Origin of the sequence: Marinobacter salarius (genome assembly GCF_032922745.1) — a bacterium.
GTDB lineage: Bacteria > Pseudomonadota > Gammaproteobacteria > Pseudomonadales > Oleiphilaceae > Marinobacter.
Genome location: NZ_CP136693.1, coordinates 816,246 through 833,333, shown reverse-complemented (window position 1 = coordinate 833,333; position 17,088 = coordinate 816,246). Strand labels below are relative to the sequence as shown.

At 58.1% G+C, this 17,088-nt stretch carries 18 protein-coding genes; 8 read left to right on the top strand and 10 right to left on the bottom strand.

Going from position 1 to position 17,088, the window contains the following annotated elements:
* Positions 1–59: 59 nt before the first annotated feature.
* On the top strand, positions 60–308 hold the full coding sequence (locus tag R1T46_RS03850) for a YheV family putative zinc ribbon protein (protein ID WP_091643245.1): 249 nt from the start codon (positions 60–62) through the stop codon (positions 306–308).
* 351 nt (positions 309–659) lie between these two features.
* On the opposite strand, the gene R1T46_RS03845 is transcribed toward R1T46_RS03850, so the two are convergent.
* The 9 genes from R1T46_RS03845 to R1T46_RS03805 all read right to left on the bottom strand — a co-directional run bounded on the left by R1T46_RS03845 (position 660) and on the right by R1T46_RS03805 (position 9,353).
* Complete coding sequence (locus R1T46_RS03845) at positions 660–1,982, bottom strand: Na+/H+ antiporter family protein (RefSeq protein ID WP_317307389.1); 1,323 nt, start codon at positions 1,980–1,982, stop codon at positions 660–662.
* Positions 1,983–2,088: 106 nt separating this feature from the next.
* Complete coding sequence (locus tag R1T46_RS03840) at positions 2,089–2,325, bottom strand: DUF1653 domain-containing protein (RefSeq protein ID WP_286810842.1); 237 nt, start codon at positions 2,323–2,325, stop codon at positions 2,089–2,091.
* 54 nt (positions 2,326–2,379) lie between these two features.
* Positions 2,380–2,766: a DoxX family protein gene (locus R1T46_RS03835; RefSeq protein ID WP_286810841.1), complete on the bottom strand. Its 387-nt coding sequence runs from the start codon at positions 2,764–2,766 to the stop codon at positions 2,380–2,382.
* Positions 2,767–2,837: 71 nt separating this feature from the next.
* A complete protein-coding gene (locus R1T46_RS03830) occupies positions 2,838–3,278 on the bottom strand; it encodes a group I truncated hemoglobin (protein WP_286810840.1) in 441 nt (146 codons plus the stop codon).
* Between the two features lie 17 nt (positions 3,279–3,295).
* Positions 3,296–4,177: a DUF3034 family protein gene (locus R1T46_RS03825; protein WP_286810839.1), complete on the bottom strand. Its 882-nt coding sequence runs from the start codon at positions 4,175–4,177 to the stop codon at positions 3,296–3,298.
* Positions 4,174–6,549, bottom strand: coding sequence for a putative bifunctional diguanylate cyclase/phosphodiesterase (locus R1T46_RS03820; RefSeq protein ID WP_286810838.1), 2,376 nt, complete (start codon positions 6,547–6,549; stop codon positions 4,174–4,176). Before R1T46_RS03820 ends, R1T46_RS03825 begins: the two co-directional genes overlap by 4 nt.
* Positions 6,549–7,211: a methylamine utilization protein gene (locus R1T46_RS03815; RefSeq protein WP_286810837.1), complete on the bottom strand. Its 663-nt coding sequence runs from the start codon at positions 7,209–7,211 to the stop codon at positions 6,549–6,551. Before R1T46_RS03815 ends, R1T46_RS03820 begins: the two co-directional genes overlap by 1 nt.
* Positions 7,212–7,233: 22 nt before the next feature.
* Positions 7,234–7,881, bottom strand: a complete 648-nt coding sequence (locus R1T46_RS03810; RefSeq protein WP_286810836.1) for a hypothetical protein — start codon at positions 7,879–7,881, stop codon at positions 7,234–7,236.
* Positions 7,882–8,081: 200 nt separating this feature from the next.
* Positions 8,082–9,353, bottom strand: a complete 1,272-nt coding sequence (locus tag R1T46_RS03805) for an MATE family efflux transporter (protein WP_317308256.1) — start codon at positions 9,351–9,353, stop codon at positions 8,082–8,084.
* A gap of 264 nt (positions 9,354–9,617) precedes the next feature.
* Between R1T46_RS03805 and coxB the strand changes: the two genes are divergently transcribed.
* The 3 genes from coxB (at position 9,618) to R1T46_RS03790 (ending at position 13,381) form a co-directional block, all read left to right on the top strand.
* A complete protein-coding gene (gene coxB / locus R1T46_RS03800) occupies positions 9,618–10,742 on the top strand; it encodes a cytochrome c oxidase subunit II (RefSeq protein WP_036207811.1) in 1,125 nt (374 codons plus the stop codon).
* Between the two features lie 103 nt (positions 10,743–10,845).
* The gene (gene ctaD, locus R1T46_RS03795) at positions 10,846–12,432 is read left to right on the top strand and encodes a cytochrome c oxidase subunit I (protein ID WP_036207809.1); all 1,587 of its coding nucleotides are present in this window, start codon (positions 10,846–10,848) and stop codon (positions 12,430–12,432) included.
* 61 nt (positions 12,433–12,493) lie between these two features.
* A complete protein-coding gene (locus R1T46_RS03790; RefSeq protein WP_317307388.1) occupies positions 12,494–13,381 on the top strand; it encodes a cytochrome c oxidase subunit 3 in 888 nt (295 codons plus the stop codon).
* A gap of 9 nt (positions 13,382–13,390) precedes the next feature.
* Here R1T46_RS03790 and R1T46_RS03785 read toward each other — a convergent pair whose 3' ends face one another.
* Complete coding sequence (locus tag R1T46_RS03785; protein ID WP_007152938.1) at positions 13,391–13,594, bottom strand: twin transmembrane helix small protein; 204 nt, start codon at positions 13,592–13,594, stop codon at positions 13,391–13,393.
* Between the two features lie 50 nt (positions 13,595–13,644).
* Here R1T46_RS03785 and R1T46_RS03780 point away from each other — a divergent pair, with 50 nt between their 5' ends.
* The 4 genes from R1T46_RS03780 to cyoE are packed head-to-tail and all read left to right on the top strand — an operon-like array spanning position 13,645 to position 17,067.
* Positions 13,645–14,385, top strand: coding sequence for an SURF1 family protein (locus tag R1T46_RS03780; protein ID WP_036207804.1), 741 nt, complete (start codon positions 13,645–13,647; stop codon positions 14,383–14,385).
* Positions 14,372–15,016 (top strand): hypothetical protein, encoded by a 645-nt coding sequence (locus R1T46_RS03775; protein WP_051946976.1) that lies wholly within the window; start codon positions 14,372–14,374, stop codon positions 15,014–15,016. The genes R1T46_RS03780 and R1T46_RS03775 overlap by 14 nt, the downstream gene beginning before the upstream one ends.
* Positions 15,017–15,040: 24 nt before the next feature.
* Positions 15,041–16,147, top strand: a complete 1,107-nt coding sequence (locus R1T46_RS03770) for a COX15/CtaA family protein (RefSeq protein ID WP_369810871.1) — start codon at positions 15,041–15,043, stop codon at positions 16,145–16,147.
* A complete protein-coding gene (gene cyoE, locus R1T46_RS03765; protein WP_036207795.1) occupies positions 16,144–17,067 on the top strand; it encodes a heme o synthase in 924 nt (307 codons plus the stop codon). Before R1T46_RS03770 ends, cyoE begins: the two co-directional genes overlap by 4 nt.
* The last annotated feature ends 21 nt before the right edge of the window (positions 17,068–17,088 follow it).

The window sequence follows — 17,088 nt, the reverse complement described above, 5'->3', positions numbered from 1 at the left end:
CGATATCACCCGGTCAGTTTTGTGGCTGGCCGGGTTCTGGAATTGTTGGAGTTTTAACCATGGCGACCCCCAAACGTTTTATCGCCGGCGCTGTCTGTCCCCGCTGTGCGGAGATGGACAAAATCATGATGTTTACCACCGACGACGATGATCAGGTTCGCGAGTGCGTCGCCTGCGGTTTCACGGATGCGGTGTCTGATACCCCGGAGCCGACCAATCCCGAACTGGAAACCCGGGTGAACAAGCTCGACAACGAAGACGATCATACCGTTAAGCAGGTGGTGTTCTTTTCTTCCAAGGATGATTGAGGCTTTGGAGTTTGCCTTCCTGTTGTAGCCTGCTGGTTTTGGGGGCCTGGACGGCGTCGTGGTGCTTTCTTCTGGGAAAAAGAACTCGCTGCGCTCAGACACCTTTTTCCCGGCAGAAAGCACCCCAACACCCTCCGGTTTGAACCGAAAGGGTATCGCTTGAAAGGACAGTGACATTTTGTGTGTTCTTGGCGATATCTTGGGTGTTGGTTCGTGAGGGGGTAGGGGGATTTTTACTCGCCAGAAATGGGTGTCTGAGCGCAGCGAGTTCCATTTCAAGAGCAAAAACTCCCCCTGCCCCCTCGCAGCCCCCGTTGAAGTCAGGCTACGAATAGCAGACAACTCCGAACCCTAAAGAACCATAGCCGCCAACCACCCAAAGCCCAACAACGGCAGGTTGTAGTGCAGGAACGTCGGCACCACCGTATCCCAGATGTGGTTGTGCTGGCCATCGACGTTGAGGCCGGCGGTGGGGCCGAGGGTGGAATCCGAGGCCGGAGAGCCGGCATCGCCCAGGGCGCCGGCGGTGCCGACCAGAGCCACAATGGCCAGTGGGCTGAAGCCCAGTTCCAGGGCTAGCGGCACGTAGAGGGCTGCGATGATGGGGATGGTGGAGAACGACGAACCGATGCCCATGGTGATCAGCAGGCCAACGACCAGCATCAGCAGGGCGGCCAGGGCTTTGTTGTCGCCGATGGCGGAGACGGAGCCTTCCACCAGGGTGGCAATGTCACCGGTTTCGCGCATGACTTCGGCAAAGCCGGAAGCGGCGATCATGATGAAGCCGATCATTGCCAGCATTTTCATGCCTTCGGTGAACAGGTCGTCGGCTTCTTTCCATTTCACTACCCCGGACAGGTTGAACAGTACAAAGCCAGCCAGCGCCCCGAGGATCATCGAACCCAACCACAGCTGTACCACGAACGCCGCCACGATGGCGACCAGGGCCATGAGCAGCGTGCTGCCGTTGTAGGTCACATCTACCCGTTCGGTGCGGGCAATGGCGTCCAGACTGTAGTGTCGGTCGCCGCGGTAGCTGAAAAAGACGGCGACGAGAAGTCCACAGAGCATGCCAAGTGCTGGCAAAGCCATGGCGGACATGACGTTGAGGTCGGTGGCGTCGATGCCGTTGTCGCCCACGTTCGCCAGCAGGATTTCATTGAGGTAAATCCCTCCGAAGCCTACAGGCAGGAACATGTAGGGAGTGATCAGCCCGAACGTCAGCACGCAGGCCACCAGGCGGCGGTCCATGTTCAGTTTGGCCATCACGTACAGCAGTGGTGGCACCACAAGCGGAATGAAAGCAATGTGAATGGGCAGGATGTTCTGGGACGACATGGCAATGGCCAGTAGCAGGCCAACGATCAGCAGGCGGATGCCGCCAGCGGCTTTGCCGTTATCCTGCCGGCCCACCAGGTTCAGGGCTTTGTCCGCCAGGGCATGGGCGAGGCCGGATTTGCCGATGGCGACGGCGAAGGCACCGAGGGTGGCGTAGGACAGGGCGACGGTGGCGCCGCCTCCCAGGCCCTCGTTAAACGCGGCAATGGTGGCGTCCAGTGACAGGCCGCTGATCAGGCCGCCGGCGACGGCGCCAATAATCAGGGCAACAACAACGTGGATGCGGCACAAGCTCAGCACGAGCATGATCACGACCGCAGCAACAACGGCATTCATGGCAAACTCCGGGATGTCGGGGATGGCTTTCAGCGCCCCGGAGGTGGGGCGGTTCAGGAAAGCGCGCTAATGTGCCGGAAACGCGTGCTGCAGTCAAAAATCGTGCTTACGGGTGATCGTCGGCCACGTAGGTAAACCGGGGAACATCCTCGCCAGCGACTTCCACTGTCTCCTGGAACATCGCCAAGGGTCGTACCCATAGGCTGTAGTCACCGTACAGGCAGCGGTATACGACCATCGGCTCTTCGGTTTCGCTGTGGCGGGCTACACCGATGACGTCATAATCCCTACCCTTATAGTGTCGGTATCGGCCTGGGCGGAGCTCTGACTTTTTATCGGTCATCGTATCTGTCTCCATGCGTCGTTAGTTACACGCGACCGGTGACCACTCGAACGGTCAGTTCTTGAGCTTGTAGCGGCCCGGTCCAAGAAAAATAACGGCAATGGCAATGAACAGGAAGAAGCCCTGCAGTTCGAGTGCCCAGCCGCCGTTGTTACCCAGTGCCATCAGTTCATGGCTGTGTACCAGAGCAATGGCCACCAGCATGTTGAAGGCGATGAGTAACGCGCCGATACGGGTCTGGTAACCCAGGATCACCATCAGTGGTGCCAGCAACTCACCAATGAACACGCCCCACGCGAAAAAGGCGGGAATCCCATGGCTGGCCAGTTGGCCTTCGATGAAGCCCACGCCATGGAACAGCTTGGCGATGCCATGAAACAGCAATAGTCCGCCCAGGGTCAGTCGAACAATCAGTTTTCCCAGATCCGCGTTGTCGAGCAAGGTTTATTCTCCCGTCAGGAAAGGTTTATCGGTCAGCGGGCAAGCTTAACCGGTTTGTCGCCCGGCTCAAATCAAAGGTTGCGGATCTGGGGGTACAGCGGCACCAGTTTTTTGATCAGTTGGTTCTGCGCACCCGTGGGTATGCCGTTCTCTTCCATGGCCAGGATGAGGTTCTCAGCCAGGGCATTGAATTGGGTGTCCGTCACGTTCATATCGGCGTGGCTTTCGCGCATTCCGCGCCCGGAATAGGTGCACGGCCCACCACTGAGTTCGCAGAGTTGGTCCGTCAGGTTGGTGTGGAACTGGCGCACGTTAATGCCACGAAACTGATCGTTGATACGCTCGTCTTCGACAATCCGGTAGAGCAGGTCTTCGACGATATCGGCAATGCCGGAACGTTCCCCAAGCTGCTGATAGAGAGAAGTATTCTGTTGGCTGGATTCAACCATGGACTGGCAACCGGAGAGAGCCAGAAGAGGTAATAGAACCAAGATGATGACAGAATGTTTCATAATGATCTCCCGGGTTGTCAGAAACTGGCCTGCAGTGAAAGGTAGGCGCCGCGCTGGTCTTCCAGGGTGGCAACATCACCAAGATTGACCAGGGCGGCCGTGACCGACAAGCGCCTGTCGGGTACCCAGGCAACAAAGACGTCCCACCAGTCTTCCTCGGTGGCGAAACCCAGGTTGTCCGGCTTCTGGCGGTATTCCGTACCCACCAGCCACTGGCGGGTCACAAACAACCCGACGCTGCCTTCAAACATGGCCTCGTAGCTGTCGTTGCGGTCGCCGCCGAAACCCAGTAGTCCGCCCTGATTGGCCTTGGTACCGCGAACGGTAGCATTGACCAGGAGATTGCGATCCATCACCGCCGCGAAGAAGAGTTTGCTGCCTCCGACGTAGATATCGGTGCCGCTGTCATCTTCCGCGCCGATGGCGTCGGGTACGGTAAACTCGCGGTTGCGTTTGTGCAGAAGCCCGGCTGACCATTGCCCCCAGGGGCTGTAGAGGGCGTCGCCGGCGAGTCTTACTTTGAGCCCGAAAACGTCCTGTACCAGTTCGTCCTCTTCAAGGCCAAAGCCGTTTTTCAGGGTGAACACCAGGCTGTCCAGGTCCAGAGTCTGGCGCGCCAGCGTGAGCTCAACACGATTGTTCCAGGTGACGCCTGTCCCGACCACCGACAGGGTATAGTCGTCGGTTTCAGCGCGGGACAGGGTCAGCGTGCCCCCCCACTCTTCATCGCTGGCATAGCCGCCAAGCAGGGCCCAGGGTGACAGACCGCCCCCGGCGGCACCCCCGACGGACGTTACCCCACCGGTGGCCCAAAGCCTGCTGCCTGTGTCTGCGGACAGGTTTGCCGATACCGTTAATGCCAGCAAACCGGTGCTTAGTGCCCTGGCCAAGCGTGTCATGACGTGGTTTCTCCTGCGTATCTGAGTTCCTGCTGACGGTCCGTCAGCGACTGCTCTGTCTCCTTCAGGTCGCCAGCGGCAACGGGGCGGCTGAGGAAGAACCCCTGCCCGATCTCACAGCCCCAGTCCCGCAGCAGCGACCAGCTTTCGGCGTTTTCGATCCCTTCCGCGACAACCCGCAACCCCAGGCCATGGGCCATATCAATGGTGGAGCGCACGATGAGCTGGTCCTGGGGTTCGGTATTCAGGCGCAGGACGAAGGATTTGTCGATCTTGAGTTCCTGCACCGGCAGATTGCGCAATTGCGACAGCGAGGAATAGCCTGTGCCAAAGTCGTCCACCGACAGTGTGACACCGAGTTGGCGTAAGCGCCGCAGGGTTTCAAAGGCCGTTTCGGGTTCCTCCATCAGGGCGCTCTCGGTTACCTCCAGGGTGATACTGGACATGGGTAACTGCCATTGGGAAAACGCCTCGGCAACTTCCCTGGCGAGTTCCGGGCGGGTGAGGTCGAGCGCCGACAGGTTGATGGCAACACCAATATTCAGGCCCGCGGCGTGCCACTTGCTTGCATCGTTGGCAACACGGCGGAGAATGTGTCGGGTCAGGTCGGTGATCTGGCCGGATTGCTCCGCCAGGAAAATGAACTCTTCCGGTGAGATGAACCCCAGGTCCGGGTGAATCCAGCGCACCAGTGCTTCGGCCTGATGAAAGCCGGCAGACGCCATATCAAGTTTGGGCTGGTAGTTCATATGCAAGCCGTTGCTGGCAATGGCGTGGTGCAGATCAGAGATCAGCTGAAGTTCCCTCAGGTGGTTCTCATCCTGTCCTGGCTGATAATGGGTTACGGGCAGCCGGCTTTTGTGTGCCTGTTCGAACGTGAGGTTCAGACGCCTGCGAACCTGGTCGGTATCGATGGCGTCCTGGGGTAGCTGCAGCGTAACCATGGTGCAGCGAAGGGAGAACGGAGTGTTGTCGATGAACAACGGCGATTCCACGATTTCGCTGATCTTGGTGGCAAGTTTATCGAGCTCGGATTGCGGCTGGAGACCAGTCATCATCAGGAATTCGGCGCCTCCGGTCCTTGCCAGTGCTGAGCTGCCGGGCAGTGCTTCCTCCAACCTGGCCGACACCGCCTGTAAAACCTTGTCCCCGAACTCGAGGCCCAGAGTGTCATTGACGTCAGAAATATCATTGAGGCGCAGGCCCATCAGGCTGCAGGGGCGGTGGTTGTCGAATTGCTCCCGCAGGCGCGACAGAAAGGCGTTTCGATTGGGTAGCCCGGTAATTTCATCGTGGCTGGCGGCGTAGTGTATCTGCTCCTCGCGGTCCCGCAGTTTGCTCAGCATGTCGCCAAGCGCCCTGCGCAATTCGGCCAGTTCGCCGCCGGCGCGAATACGGGGAGGTGCGGGCGTGTGGCCATCGCCGATGGCCTTGGCATAGTCCGCCAGTTGCAGGACTGGTTGCCCCATGTTGCGAGCGATAATGAGCGCAATCAGGGCAGCCAGCACAAGAACGGCACTGACCAGCGTAAGAATTTCCACAGCACGCTCATAGTAGTTGCTGAGACGGGCCTCACGGTTGATCAACAGCAGCAGCTGCAGGGCCGGTGTTTCGTCCCCGGTCAGGCTTATGATGCGGGTGAAGTAATGTGTACTCTCAAGAAACTGGTTCTCGCCGGACGTCCTGGCCATGGCATTGTTCAGTTCATCCAGCCTCGATGCGTTGATGGAACCCGGGTCGGTAAGAATCTGATAACTGCCTTCTTCACCAGTGGAGGCCCTGAACAACACCTCGGTGCCGCTCAGTCGACCGATAATGTCGGTAAGATCATTGTTGATGTTAAAACCGGCAATCAGCCAGGCCCTTAATCCGGGCGCTTCCACCGGGATTGTGAGCAGTTCAAAGCCGTCTGCACCGAAAACGCTCATCTGGCTGGCAAAGCCTGTTTGTCGCGCCCTGGACAGCATTTCTGTAACCAGCGGGCTATTGGCAAACGCATCGGGCAGTCCATCGGTGTCGGCGAGAATATGTCCGTCGCTGCCAAGCAAGACGGCAAAATCGGCATTCACCCTTCGGGCCTGATTGGTCAGTGCGCTGTCCGTGGTGGCGCGATCTCCGCTGGCGACGGCAGAGCGAAAGCCGAAATCGCGGACCACAACGTCCAGCCGGGAAAGGATCAGGCTGGTGCGGCGCTCAAGCACTTCCTCTGCAACTCGTTCACCGAGACTCAGTTGCTCAAGTGCACGTACTTTCTCATCCTCGAACAGGTAAAGCATTAACAGTGCACCGATGCTCAGGCTGACGATGGCCACCATGGTGACCATGACGGTGACTAAACGTCCACGAAACCCTATTCGGCTAGCGACCGCCATCAAAGCTCCCGGAAACGTTCTTGCAGGCCATCCAGCCTGTCATCACTCGCGGGTTCCGGGGACAATTTCACCGACAGTTTGAGTGATTCGGGATAGGGTTGCTCAACGGTGAATCGGGCCATACGGGTGTTGTCTGTCAATCGGGGGTGCCATACCTGGAGCTCAATCTTACCGGACCCATCGTCTGCCGACGGCGGAATCTCAACCGTCAATCGGCCCTGTTCATCCGTTCGGCCTGAGGGTGCACTGTCGATGACCAGAATAAAGGCCTGCATGTGGTCATGGATGTTGCAACCAATTTCCACCACACCGGTCTTGTTGAAGACAACCGGTTCTGTTGGTCGTCCGGCGTATAACTCAATGTTAAATGTCTTGGCGGGTGAGAATGAGTAGACGTGGTGCTGGGTGTTGTCCTGGTTGGGAAAGTCCACCTGGGAATGCTTGGGTATGATCAGCGTATGAGGGTGAAAGTTTCGGTTTTTCTGAACAATTTCAGCCTCTATGGGCGATTCCGTAGGGCCGTTTTCCAGAATCACCACGGCATTGGCGACCGGCTTTCCTGACAGGTTATCGGTCAGTTGAAGAGGTACGGTGTTGGTCTCGGTGCCGTTGCAGAGAGAGCCTGCAAGCAACAGAAACAGGGTTACGGTCAGCTTGTACATCAATGTTGTTCATCCGTATTTTCTAAAGACCCGCTCCTAACGACAAACGTATGTGGTTACGGACCAGCAGGTTTTCCCAATAGTGTCTCATCCAGTCCCATGCAACGTTCCTTGTCTGTTCTACGAACGGGTCCAGGTTCAGTTCGTAATAGTCCGGTGAGCCGGCAATCTGCAACACGGTGACGGTGATGGACTGGTCCAGTTCGTTGGCGAACGGTTCGCCGATCAACTGATGCGCCAGCAGATTTGCCCGTGTTGCCTCCACGTCGACCAGTTCGCTGGCGCGGGTGGAGCGGTTGTTTTCGTACATTTCCTCCATCAGGCGGTGGCAGAGATAGGCTCGTATCAGAAGCCCGTCAAGGCCATCATAACGTACCAGAAGAACGGATGGTTGGGTAAAATAACCGATCGCTGCCTCTACAAACGGCGCAAACAGCTCGGCCTTACGAGCTTCTCTTGCGCAGGCTTCCACGCATTCAATCAGTCGGGGCGCCATTTCGATGTACTCAATGGCAAACTGGAACAGGCAGGTCGCTGGCTGGTAACCGTCAATGGTGATGGTGGCAGGCAGCGACGATGCCCTCTCCCGCATCTGCTTTAGAAAGGTGCCGGAGCGGGCTTCCTGCCTTCGGGCCTGATCAATGATGTCGAGAACTACCTTTGGTGTCATTTCAGGAGAAGCCGGTCTCTGAACGGAATGGGGTCGCAAGGCGCCTCCCGTTATACGCTTGGGATCGTCAGGGGCATGGGAAGCGGCTGGCTACCGCAACATGCCTGCCTTTTCTCACAAGTGTAGACGAGTTTTGACAGGCTGCTGTGGTGTGAGCATTAAACCTGAACAGGTTGTACCTAGTTTGTCAGCACACTCCCTTACTGCCCTGAAAACCAGCGATCGTGCCGTGAATGGCTCAAAAACAGCCAACCCATGGAAACTGCCCGTGCCAGCATCAGGCAGATCAGCGAGAACCACAGTCCATGATTACCCCACCCGGTCGTCAGCCACCAGACCGGCAGGAAAACCACCAGTGCTGAAAACAGCATCGTGTTCTGCATGTCTCGCGTTCGGGTTGCGCCGATAAACACGCCATCCAGAAGGAAGCCCCACACCGAGGCCAGCGGTAGCATCCATAACCACGGTAGATAATCCCACGCGGTTGCGCGCACTTCCTCGATACCTGTTAGCAAGCCAATGAGGAAGCGCCCGCCAAGAACAAAGGCGACGGTAAACAGCACCGAGCCCCATAACGACCACCGGAACGCCACCTGGAATACGTTTTTGAACTGGCGCCGACTGTTTTTTCCCACGGCTTCACCAATCAATGCTTCTGCGGCATTGGCAAAGCCGTCAAGGCCGTTGGAAATAACCAGCAGGAAGGTAATCAGCACTGCGTTGGCGGCCAGTATGGTGTCGCCCTGTCGCGCGCCCTGTGCGGTGAAGAAGGCCAATACCAGAAGCAGGGCAATGGTGCGCACCATAATGTACCGGTTCACCTGCAGTATTCTTAGGTAATCCCGCAACTGCCCGAACAACGCCCGTTCGATCCCCTGGCCATCCGGCATCCGTTTCAGAACCATGTAAAACCCAATGGCGGCCGCCGAGTACTCCGCCATCACGGTGGCCATGGCGACGCCACGGCTGTTCCAGCCAAAACCGGTCACAAAAAGCACATCAAGAACAATGTTGAGGCCGTTGGCCACAATCAGCATGACCATGGGCCCCCGCGCATACTGGGTGCCAATCAGCCAGCCCACCAGCGTGTACTGGCAGAGCACGGCTGGGGCACTCCAGATACGGATGCTGGCGTACTCCGATGCCAGCGCGGCAACACGCTCACTGGGGTTCATCAGGGTCAGGCCCAGTTTGATCAGTGGCTGATGGAACAGAATCAGCAGCAGGCCGATACCGATTGCCAGCAGCACGGAGCGCAGCAACAGGGCAATCTGCGCGAATTCATCGCGTTTACCCCAAGCCTGGGCAGCCAGCCCCGTCGTGCCCATGCGCATAAAGCCAAACGTCCAGTAGAGGATGCTGAACAGGTTTGCGCCCACCGCGACCGCGCCCAGATACTCCGGTGTATCGAGGCGCCCCAGCACGGCGGTATCCACAAGTCCCAGCAGTGGCACCGTGAGATTGGTGAGCATCAGTGGCCAGGCCAGCGCCCAGAGCCTGCGATCGGTGGTGGCGAGTCGCGGAGACGATTCTATGGGAATGAGCAAGCTTCCTTCTTTAGTACATTTATGGGTGGACGGGCTTTCGCATTTTTTTGATCTGTGTCTATACTGGGATGTGTATTATCCATAGCAGACTTCCACCCTGTCTTGAATAGTGTGTGCGAGCACTGGCCGGAGCGGGGCGGATTGGACGCAAAATCCGACAAGAATAACACTCTGTGGAGACACAGTATTATGCGCGTGCACGCTAAGCGGGCAGGTGTCCTCTTGGGCGGGCTTATGACGCCAGCGTTGTCCATGGCGGACTGGACGCTGAACATGAGTCCCGGGGTCACCGGTACCAGCAATGAAATCTTCAGCCTTCACATGACGATCCTCTGGATCTGCGTTGTCATCGGCATCGTGGTGTTCGGGGTCATGTTCTGGTCCATCTTCGCCCATCGCAAGTCCCCGGGCCGGAAGCCGGCAAACTTTCACGAGAATACCCTGGTCGAGATTCTCTGGACCATCATTCCCCTCGTGATTCTCGTTGTAATGGCCATTCCTGCCACAGCAACGTTGGTGGACATGTACGACACCACTGAGGCTGACGTCGATATCAAGGTCACCGGCTATCAGTGGCGCTGGAAATACGACTACATAGAGGATGATTTTGGATACTTCTCCAATATCACCACCAGCGATGACGAAATCTACAACCGCACCGAGAAAACCGAGAACTACCTGCTGGAAGTAGACAACCCGATGGTAGTGCCTGTTGGGGCGAAGATCCGCCTGTTGGTCACCGCCAATGATGTGATCCACTCCTGGTGGGTGCCTGCCTTCGGCGTGAAAAAAGACGCCATTCCCGGCTTTGTGAACGAAACCTGGACCAGGGTCGACGAGCCCGGTATCTATCGTGGTCAATGCACCGAACTGTGTGGCGTAAAACACGGTTTCATGCCGGTGGTGGTCAAGGCTGTTCCTCAGGACGAATACGATGCCTGGGTGGCCGAGCAGAAGGAAGCGGCCCAGCGTGAGCGTGAGCTGACCGAGAAGGACTGGACCCTGGAAGAGTTGATGGCACGTGGCGAAAAAGCCTATGCCAGCGCGTGTGCTGCCTGCCACCAGGCGGACGGTAGCGGTGCGCCACCAGCATTCCCGGCTCTGAAGGGCAGTAAAGTCGTGACCGAAGACATGCAGGCGCATATGGATATTGTTGTAAACGGCGTTTCCGGCACCGCCATGCAGGCGTTCGGCGGCCAGCTGAGCGAAGTCGACCTCGCGGCGGTCATTACCTATGAGCGGAATGCCTGGGGTAATGACACCGGCGAAATGGTGACGCCAAAAGAAGTCTTTGAGTACAAGAATCAGGAATGATGAACCGGGTGGGGGTGGAGCGAAGGCTTCAGCCCACCCTATCCAATGACGCCAGATTAATGACATCACCAGCCTGAATATACGGCGGTAACGGGGGTTTTTCATGAGTGCGGTTGCAGATACCCACGCCCAGGACGATCATCACCACGGCCCCGCAAAGGGCTTTTCTCGGTGGCTGCTGACGACCAACCACAAAGATATCGGGACCATGTACCTGATATTCAGTTTCACGATGTTCCTGCTCGGCGGAACCATGGCCATGGTAATCCGGGCTGAACTGTTCCAGCCGGGCCTGCAGATTGTTGAGCCGGAATTTTTCAACCAGATGACCACTATGCATGGTCTGATCATGGTGTTCGGCGCGGTTATGCCGGCCTTCGTTGGCCTTGCCAACTGGATGATTCCGCTGATGGTGGGCGCGCCTGACATGGCGCTGCCACGAATGAACAACTGGAGCTTCTGGCTCCTGCCGTGTGCCTTTCTGATTCTGGTATCCACACTGTTCATGCAGGGCGGTGCGCCCAACTTCGGCTGGACCTTCTACGCGCCGTTGTCGACGACCTACGGCCCGCCCAGTACCACGTTCTTTATTTTCGCCATTCACATCATGGGCGTGTCGTCGATCATGGGTGCTATCAACGTGATCGCTACCATCCTGAACATGCGGGCGCCGGGCATGACTCTGATGAAGATGCCCCTGTTCGTCTGGACCTGGCTGATCACGGCATTCCTGCTGATTGCTGTCATGCCAGTTCTGGCCGGCGTGGTCACCATGATGCTGATGGACATCAACTTCGGCACCAGTTTCTTTGATGCTTCTGGTGGTGGCGACCCGGTGCTGTTCCAGCATGTGTTCTGGTTCTTCGGGCACCCGGAGGTCTATATCATGATCCTGCCAGCCTTCGGTGCGGTGTCGCATATCATCCCGGCGTTTTCCCGTAAGCCCCTGTTTGGTTACGCCTCCATGGTATATGCGGTGGGCGCCATCGCCCTGCTGTCGTTTGTGGTCTGGGCTCACCACATGTTCACCGTCGGTATTCCCATCGCCGGGCAGTTGTTCTTCATGTACGCCACCATGCTGATTGCCGTGCCCACGGGGGTGAAGGTATTTAACTGGGTGGCGACCATGTTCCGGGGTTCACTGACGTTCGAGGCGCCGATGCTGTTTGCGGTCGCCTTCGTCATCCTGTTCACCATCGGCGGTTTCTCCGGCCTGATGCTGGCCATTGCGCCGGCTGACTTCCAGTATCACGACACCTACTTCGTGGTAGCGCACTTCCACTACGTACTGGTACCGGGCGCCATCTTCGGCATTTTTGCCTCGGCGTATTTCTGGCTGCCCAAGTGGACCGGCCATATGTACGACGAAACACTGGGGAAGACGCATTTCTGGTTGTCGTTCATCGGCATGAACCTGGCGTTCTTCCCGATGCACTTCCTCGGGCTGGCGGGTATGCCGCGGCGTATTCCGGATTACGCGCTGCAGTTTGCCGATTTCAACATGGTGTCCAGCGTCGGCGCATTCCTGTTTGGTGCCAGTCAGATCCTGTTCCTGGTGATTGTGGTCAAGTGCGTCAAGGGCGGTGAAAAGGCGTCTGCCCAGCCGTGGGACGGAGCAGAAGGCCTTGAGTGGACGGTGCCTTCTCCGGCGCCCTACCACACCTTTGCCACGCCGCCGGAAGTAAAGTGAAACAGAGGCAGACTGGCGCCCACAACAACAAACGATAACGGATAAGCCATCGGAGATTGTCATGGCGGAAAACCAGACGTACTACGTTCCGGAACAGAGCAAGTGGCCGATTGTCGCCACCGTCGGGCTGGGGGTTACCCTCTACGGCGCGGCGGCCATAATGGTGAACGGCCAGCAGGGTGAGAGCACCACCGGCCCCTGGGTGATGTTCCTGATAGGCTCCCTGATCATGGCCTATATGCTATTCGGGTGGTTCGGCACGGTCATCAAGGAAAGCCGGTCAGGCCTTTACAGCCCACAGATGGATCGTTCCTTCCGCTGGGGTATGAGCTGGTTTATTTTTTCCGAGGTCATGTTCTTCGCGGCTTTCTTCGGTGCCCTGTTTTACACCCGGATGTTCGCGGTGCCCTGGCTTGGCGGTGAAGGCGACCGTGGTAGCTCCAACATCCTGTGGGAAGGTTTCCAGGCGACTTGGCCGCTGATCAACAACCCTGATCCCGACGCTTACCCGGCACCGGAAGGCATTATCGGTCCCTGGGGTTTGCCGCTGATTAACACCATCCTGCTGGTGACGTCGTCCTTTACGGTCACGGTTGCACACCATGCCCTCAAGGAAGACAACCGCAAAAAGCTCAAACTCTGGCTGAGCGCCACCATTGCGCTGGCGCTGATCTTTGTGTGTGTCCAGGGCTATGAATACGCTCATGCCTATCAGGATCTGAACCTGACCCTGCAGTCGGGTATTTATGGCAGCACCTTCTTCATGCTGACCGGCTTTCATGGCGCCCACGTGATACTGGGTACCCTGATGCTCACGATCATGTTGATCCGCATACACAAAGGCCATTTCACGGGTGATTACCACTTCGGCTTCGAGGCGTCGGCGTGGTATTGGCACTTCGTGGATGTGGTCTGGCTCGGGCTGTTCGTCTTCGTCTACGTGCTCTGACGACGCGCGTCAGGGGGTCGGATTCAGGGTCAGGCCCCCTTGCCATACCGAAATCAGAATGACTGCCAGCAGCAGTACGCTGAGGGCGACCCGCAACGCCAGGGAATTCAGGACACGGTTCGTTTTCCCGCCATCCCGGATCAGGAAGAACAGACCGCTGAACAGGCTCACCAGAACGGCCAGCATGAGTACGACAATGAGAATCTTCAGCATGGGAAATCCTGTAAACGGGAATGTAGATCCAGAGCCCACTATAGCAGAGCATGTCTGATCCAACCGATCGTTCTCGTCGCCAATGGCACTTCGATTGGCGCCTGTTGGTGTTCGCCGGCTTCTTTCTGCCGGTACTGTTAGGCCTGGGGATCTGGCAGCTGGAGCGAGCAGGAGAGAAACAGGCCCAGCTTGAACAGTGGCAGCAACAGGCCGGAAACCTGAGCTGGTCGCAACATCTGGCGGCCGGCCTCGAAGCCGGGCAACCGGTGACACTGTCCGGCCGTTACAGCGAGGTATCCTGGCTCCTCGATAACCGCACACGCGATGGCGCGCCGGGCTATGAGGTACTGACCCTGTTCCACCCGGTTCAGGGCCGCCCGGTGGTTGTAAATCGCGGTTGGGTACAAGCTCCCCGGCGACGTGATCAACTGCCCGATGTCAGTTATCCGTCCGGAGAGCTTAGTGTGAAGGGGCGGTTGAGTGAGTTTCCGGAACCCCCGGTGCTCAAGTCCGTGCCATCTGACAAAGCGGGCTGGCCGAAGCGAACACAGTCGCTGTCCCACGGGCAGGCTCGGGAAATTGAGAATGATGTTGCCAGCCTGGTACTCAGGCTTTCCGGGCCGGAGCAACCTGGCGCCTACCGCGCCGACTGGGCTCCAGACCGGATGGGGCCACAAACCCATTATGGATATGCGGTGCAATGGTTTTCACTGGCCATCGCGCTGGTTATATTGACGGTCGTAGCGAGCTATCGCAAAACAGGAGTCCGTAATCACAATGACAACGGCTGAGCGCATGGACCAGAAAGACCCGGACGACAACGTCTCTCCAGAGCAGGTACGCCGCGGCAGGCGAACCGCCCTTTTACTGTTTGCCATCGGTTTCGGCCCGATGATTTTTGCCACTATCATGTACTACACCGGCTGGCTGAATCCTGCCGGCAATAGCAATAATGGCGAGCTGATCCAGCCGCCGGCGCCCCTGGCTCAAATGCAGCTTCAGGGAGCCAGCGGCAACCCGCTTGTCGACCGCTTTGGCCCTGACGAACCCGACGCCGAATGGATGATGGTGGTGGTTTCCGAGCAATGCGCCTCGGAGTGTGAAGAGCTTCTGTATCTGGCGCGCCAGGTCAATATTGCCCTGGGCAAGAATGCTAACCGGGTAAATCGTTCGGCCTGGCTCGGCACTATCCCTGACGATCTTTCGGCTCGCTGGAGCGACGAATACAGCTCCATGGAACGGCTGAGTATCCTGGAGGGCCGCGCTCCGAAATGGCCGTCCGGCATCAACCCGGAGCACCAGCCACGGATTCTGCTGGTGGACCCCTTTGGTAACGTGATCATGCACTACGGCACCGAACACACGGGAAAGGATATGCTGAAGGATCTGAAACACCTGTTGAAGCTGTCACAGATCGGCTGACCATCAGTAACCGGAGATGCCCCGTTGAACACCACCCAACCCCGTCTTTCCCGCCCGGCCCACCTCATGGCGCGCTGGTCGCTACTGGCCACCCTGCTGGCGGTGGTCGTCATCATGCTTGGGGCCTGGACCCGATTGGTGGACGCGGGCCTTGGCTGTCCGGACTGGCCCGGTTGTTACGGGTTTCTGACGGTGCCCCATGATGAGTCGCGGATGGCCATCGCCAATGCGCGCTTTCCCGACACGCCCGTCGACGTGGAAAAAGGCTGGCCTGAAATGATCCACCGATACGCCGCCGGCACGCTGGGGCTGGTGGTGTTTGGCCTGGCGGCCTATGCGTTCCGTCATCGTCGTGACGGCGTGCCGCTTCGGTTGCCACTGTTTATTGCTGCCTTCATTCTGCTCCAGGGCGCCTTCGGCATGTGGACAGTGACCCTGAAGCTCTGGCCGCAGGTGGTTGCCCTGCACCTGTTAGGGGGCTTTACCACCCTGAGCCTGCTGACACTGCTCACGCTTCGCCTACGCCGTAGACCGCAACCTGAAGGGGAATCACCCGGCGCAGGCCGGCCCCCCGGGTTGCGCCGTTTCCGGCCGTGGCTATACGGTGGTCTGGCGCTGGTTGTTATGCAAATTGCCCTGGGGGCCTGGACAGCGGCCAACTACGCTGCTGTGGCCTGTACTGACCTGCCCACCTGCCAGGGCGAATGGTGGCCGGCTGAGATGGACTTCCAGCATGGGTTCGATGTCACCCAGCATGTGGGGCCGAATTACCTGGGCGGGCAGCTAACGGCTGACGGTCGTGTCGCCATCCATGTCAGTCACCGGCTGGGAGCGATGATAGTGCTTGCGTACTTCACGGTTTTTCTGGCATTACTGTGGCGCAGGACAAAGCGAACACCACTGGCGTGGCATGTGCAGCTGGTGGCCGTGGCCCTGGTTGCGCAGATTGCGCTGGGCCTGGCCAACATTGTGTTTCATATACCCCTGTCAGTGGCGGTGGCGCACAACGCGATGGGCGCAGGGCTTTTGCTGGCAGTGATCAATCTGCTCTGGCGATTTCATCAACAGGCCCTGCCAGAGGCAGCGAAAACAGAACCTACAACAACAATCGAGCGAGAGGTGACGGCATGAGCGAGCACGTAAAGGCACTGCCGGCGCAGGGAACGACCAACGAGTCCGCTGCCGCGGGCATTTCCTGGCGGGATTTTCTGGAGCTGACCAAGCCCACTGTGGTGGCGATGATGATCCTCACCTCAGTCATAGGCATGCTACTGGCCACACCGGGCGTGCCGGGTTGGGAGGTTATGCTCTACGGTAACCTGGGCATCGCCCTGCTGGCGGGCGCGGCAGCCGTGGTCAATCACGTGGTGGATCAGAAAATCGACACGGTCATGGCCCGTACCCGCAAACGGCCCGTCGCCACCGGGAAAATCTCGCCGCTGGACGCACTGCTGTTCGCAACCGTGCTGGCGGTTGCCGGCATGGTCATCCTGGTGTGGCAGGTGAATGCGCTGACAGCCTGGCTGACCCTGGCGTCACTGGTGGGGTATGCGGGCGTCTACACCCTGTTTCTCAAGCGTATGACCCCGCAGAACATTGTTATCGGTGGCCTGGCCGGCGCGATGCCGCCACTGTTGGGCTGGACAGCGGTGACCGGGCAAGTGGAAGGTCACGCCCTGTTGCTGGTGCTGATCATCTTCGCCTGGACGCCACCGCATTTCTGGGCACTGGCCATCCATCGCAAGGAAGAATACGCCAAGGCCGGTATTCCCATGCTGCCAGTCACCCATGGCAACAAGTACACAGAGTTACATATACTCCTGTACACCCTGATGCTGCTTGCTGTCAGCCTGCTGCCGTTTGTCACCGGTATGTCTGGCGTTATCTATCTGGTGGGTGCACTGGCCCTCGGCCTGCGTTTCCTGCAGTATGCCGTACGGTTGCTCAGAGGTGATGACCGTCGTGTTGCGCTCAACACCTTCAAATATTCCATCACCTATCTGATGGCCCTGTTTGTGGTGCTGCTGGTCGACCACTTTGTGTTTTTCTGAATGCTGATTTACCGGAGATTT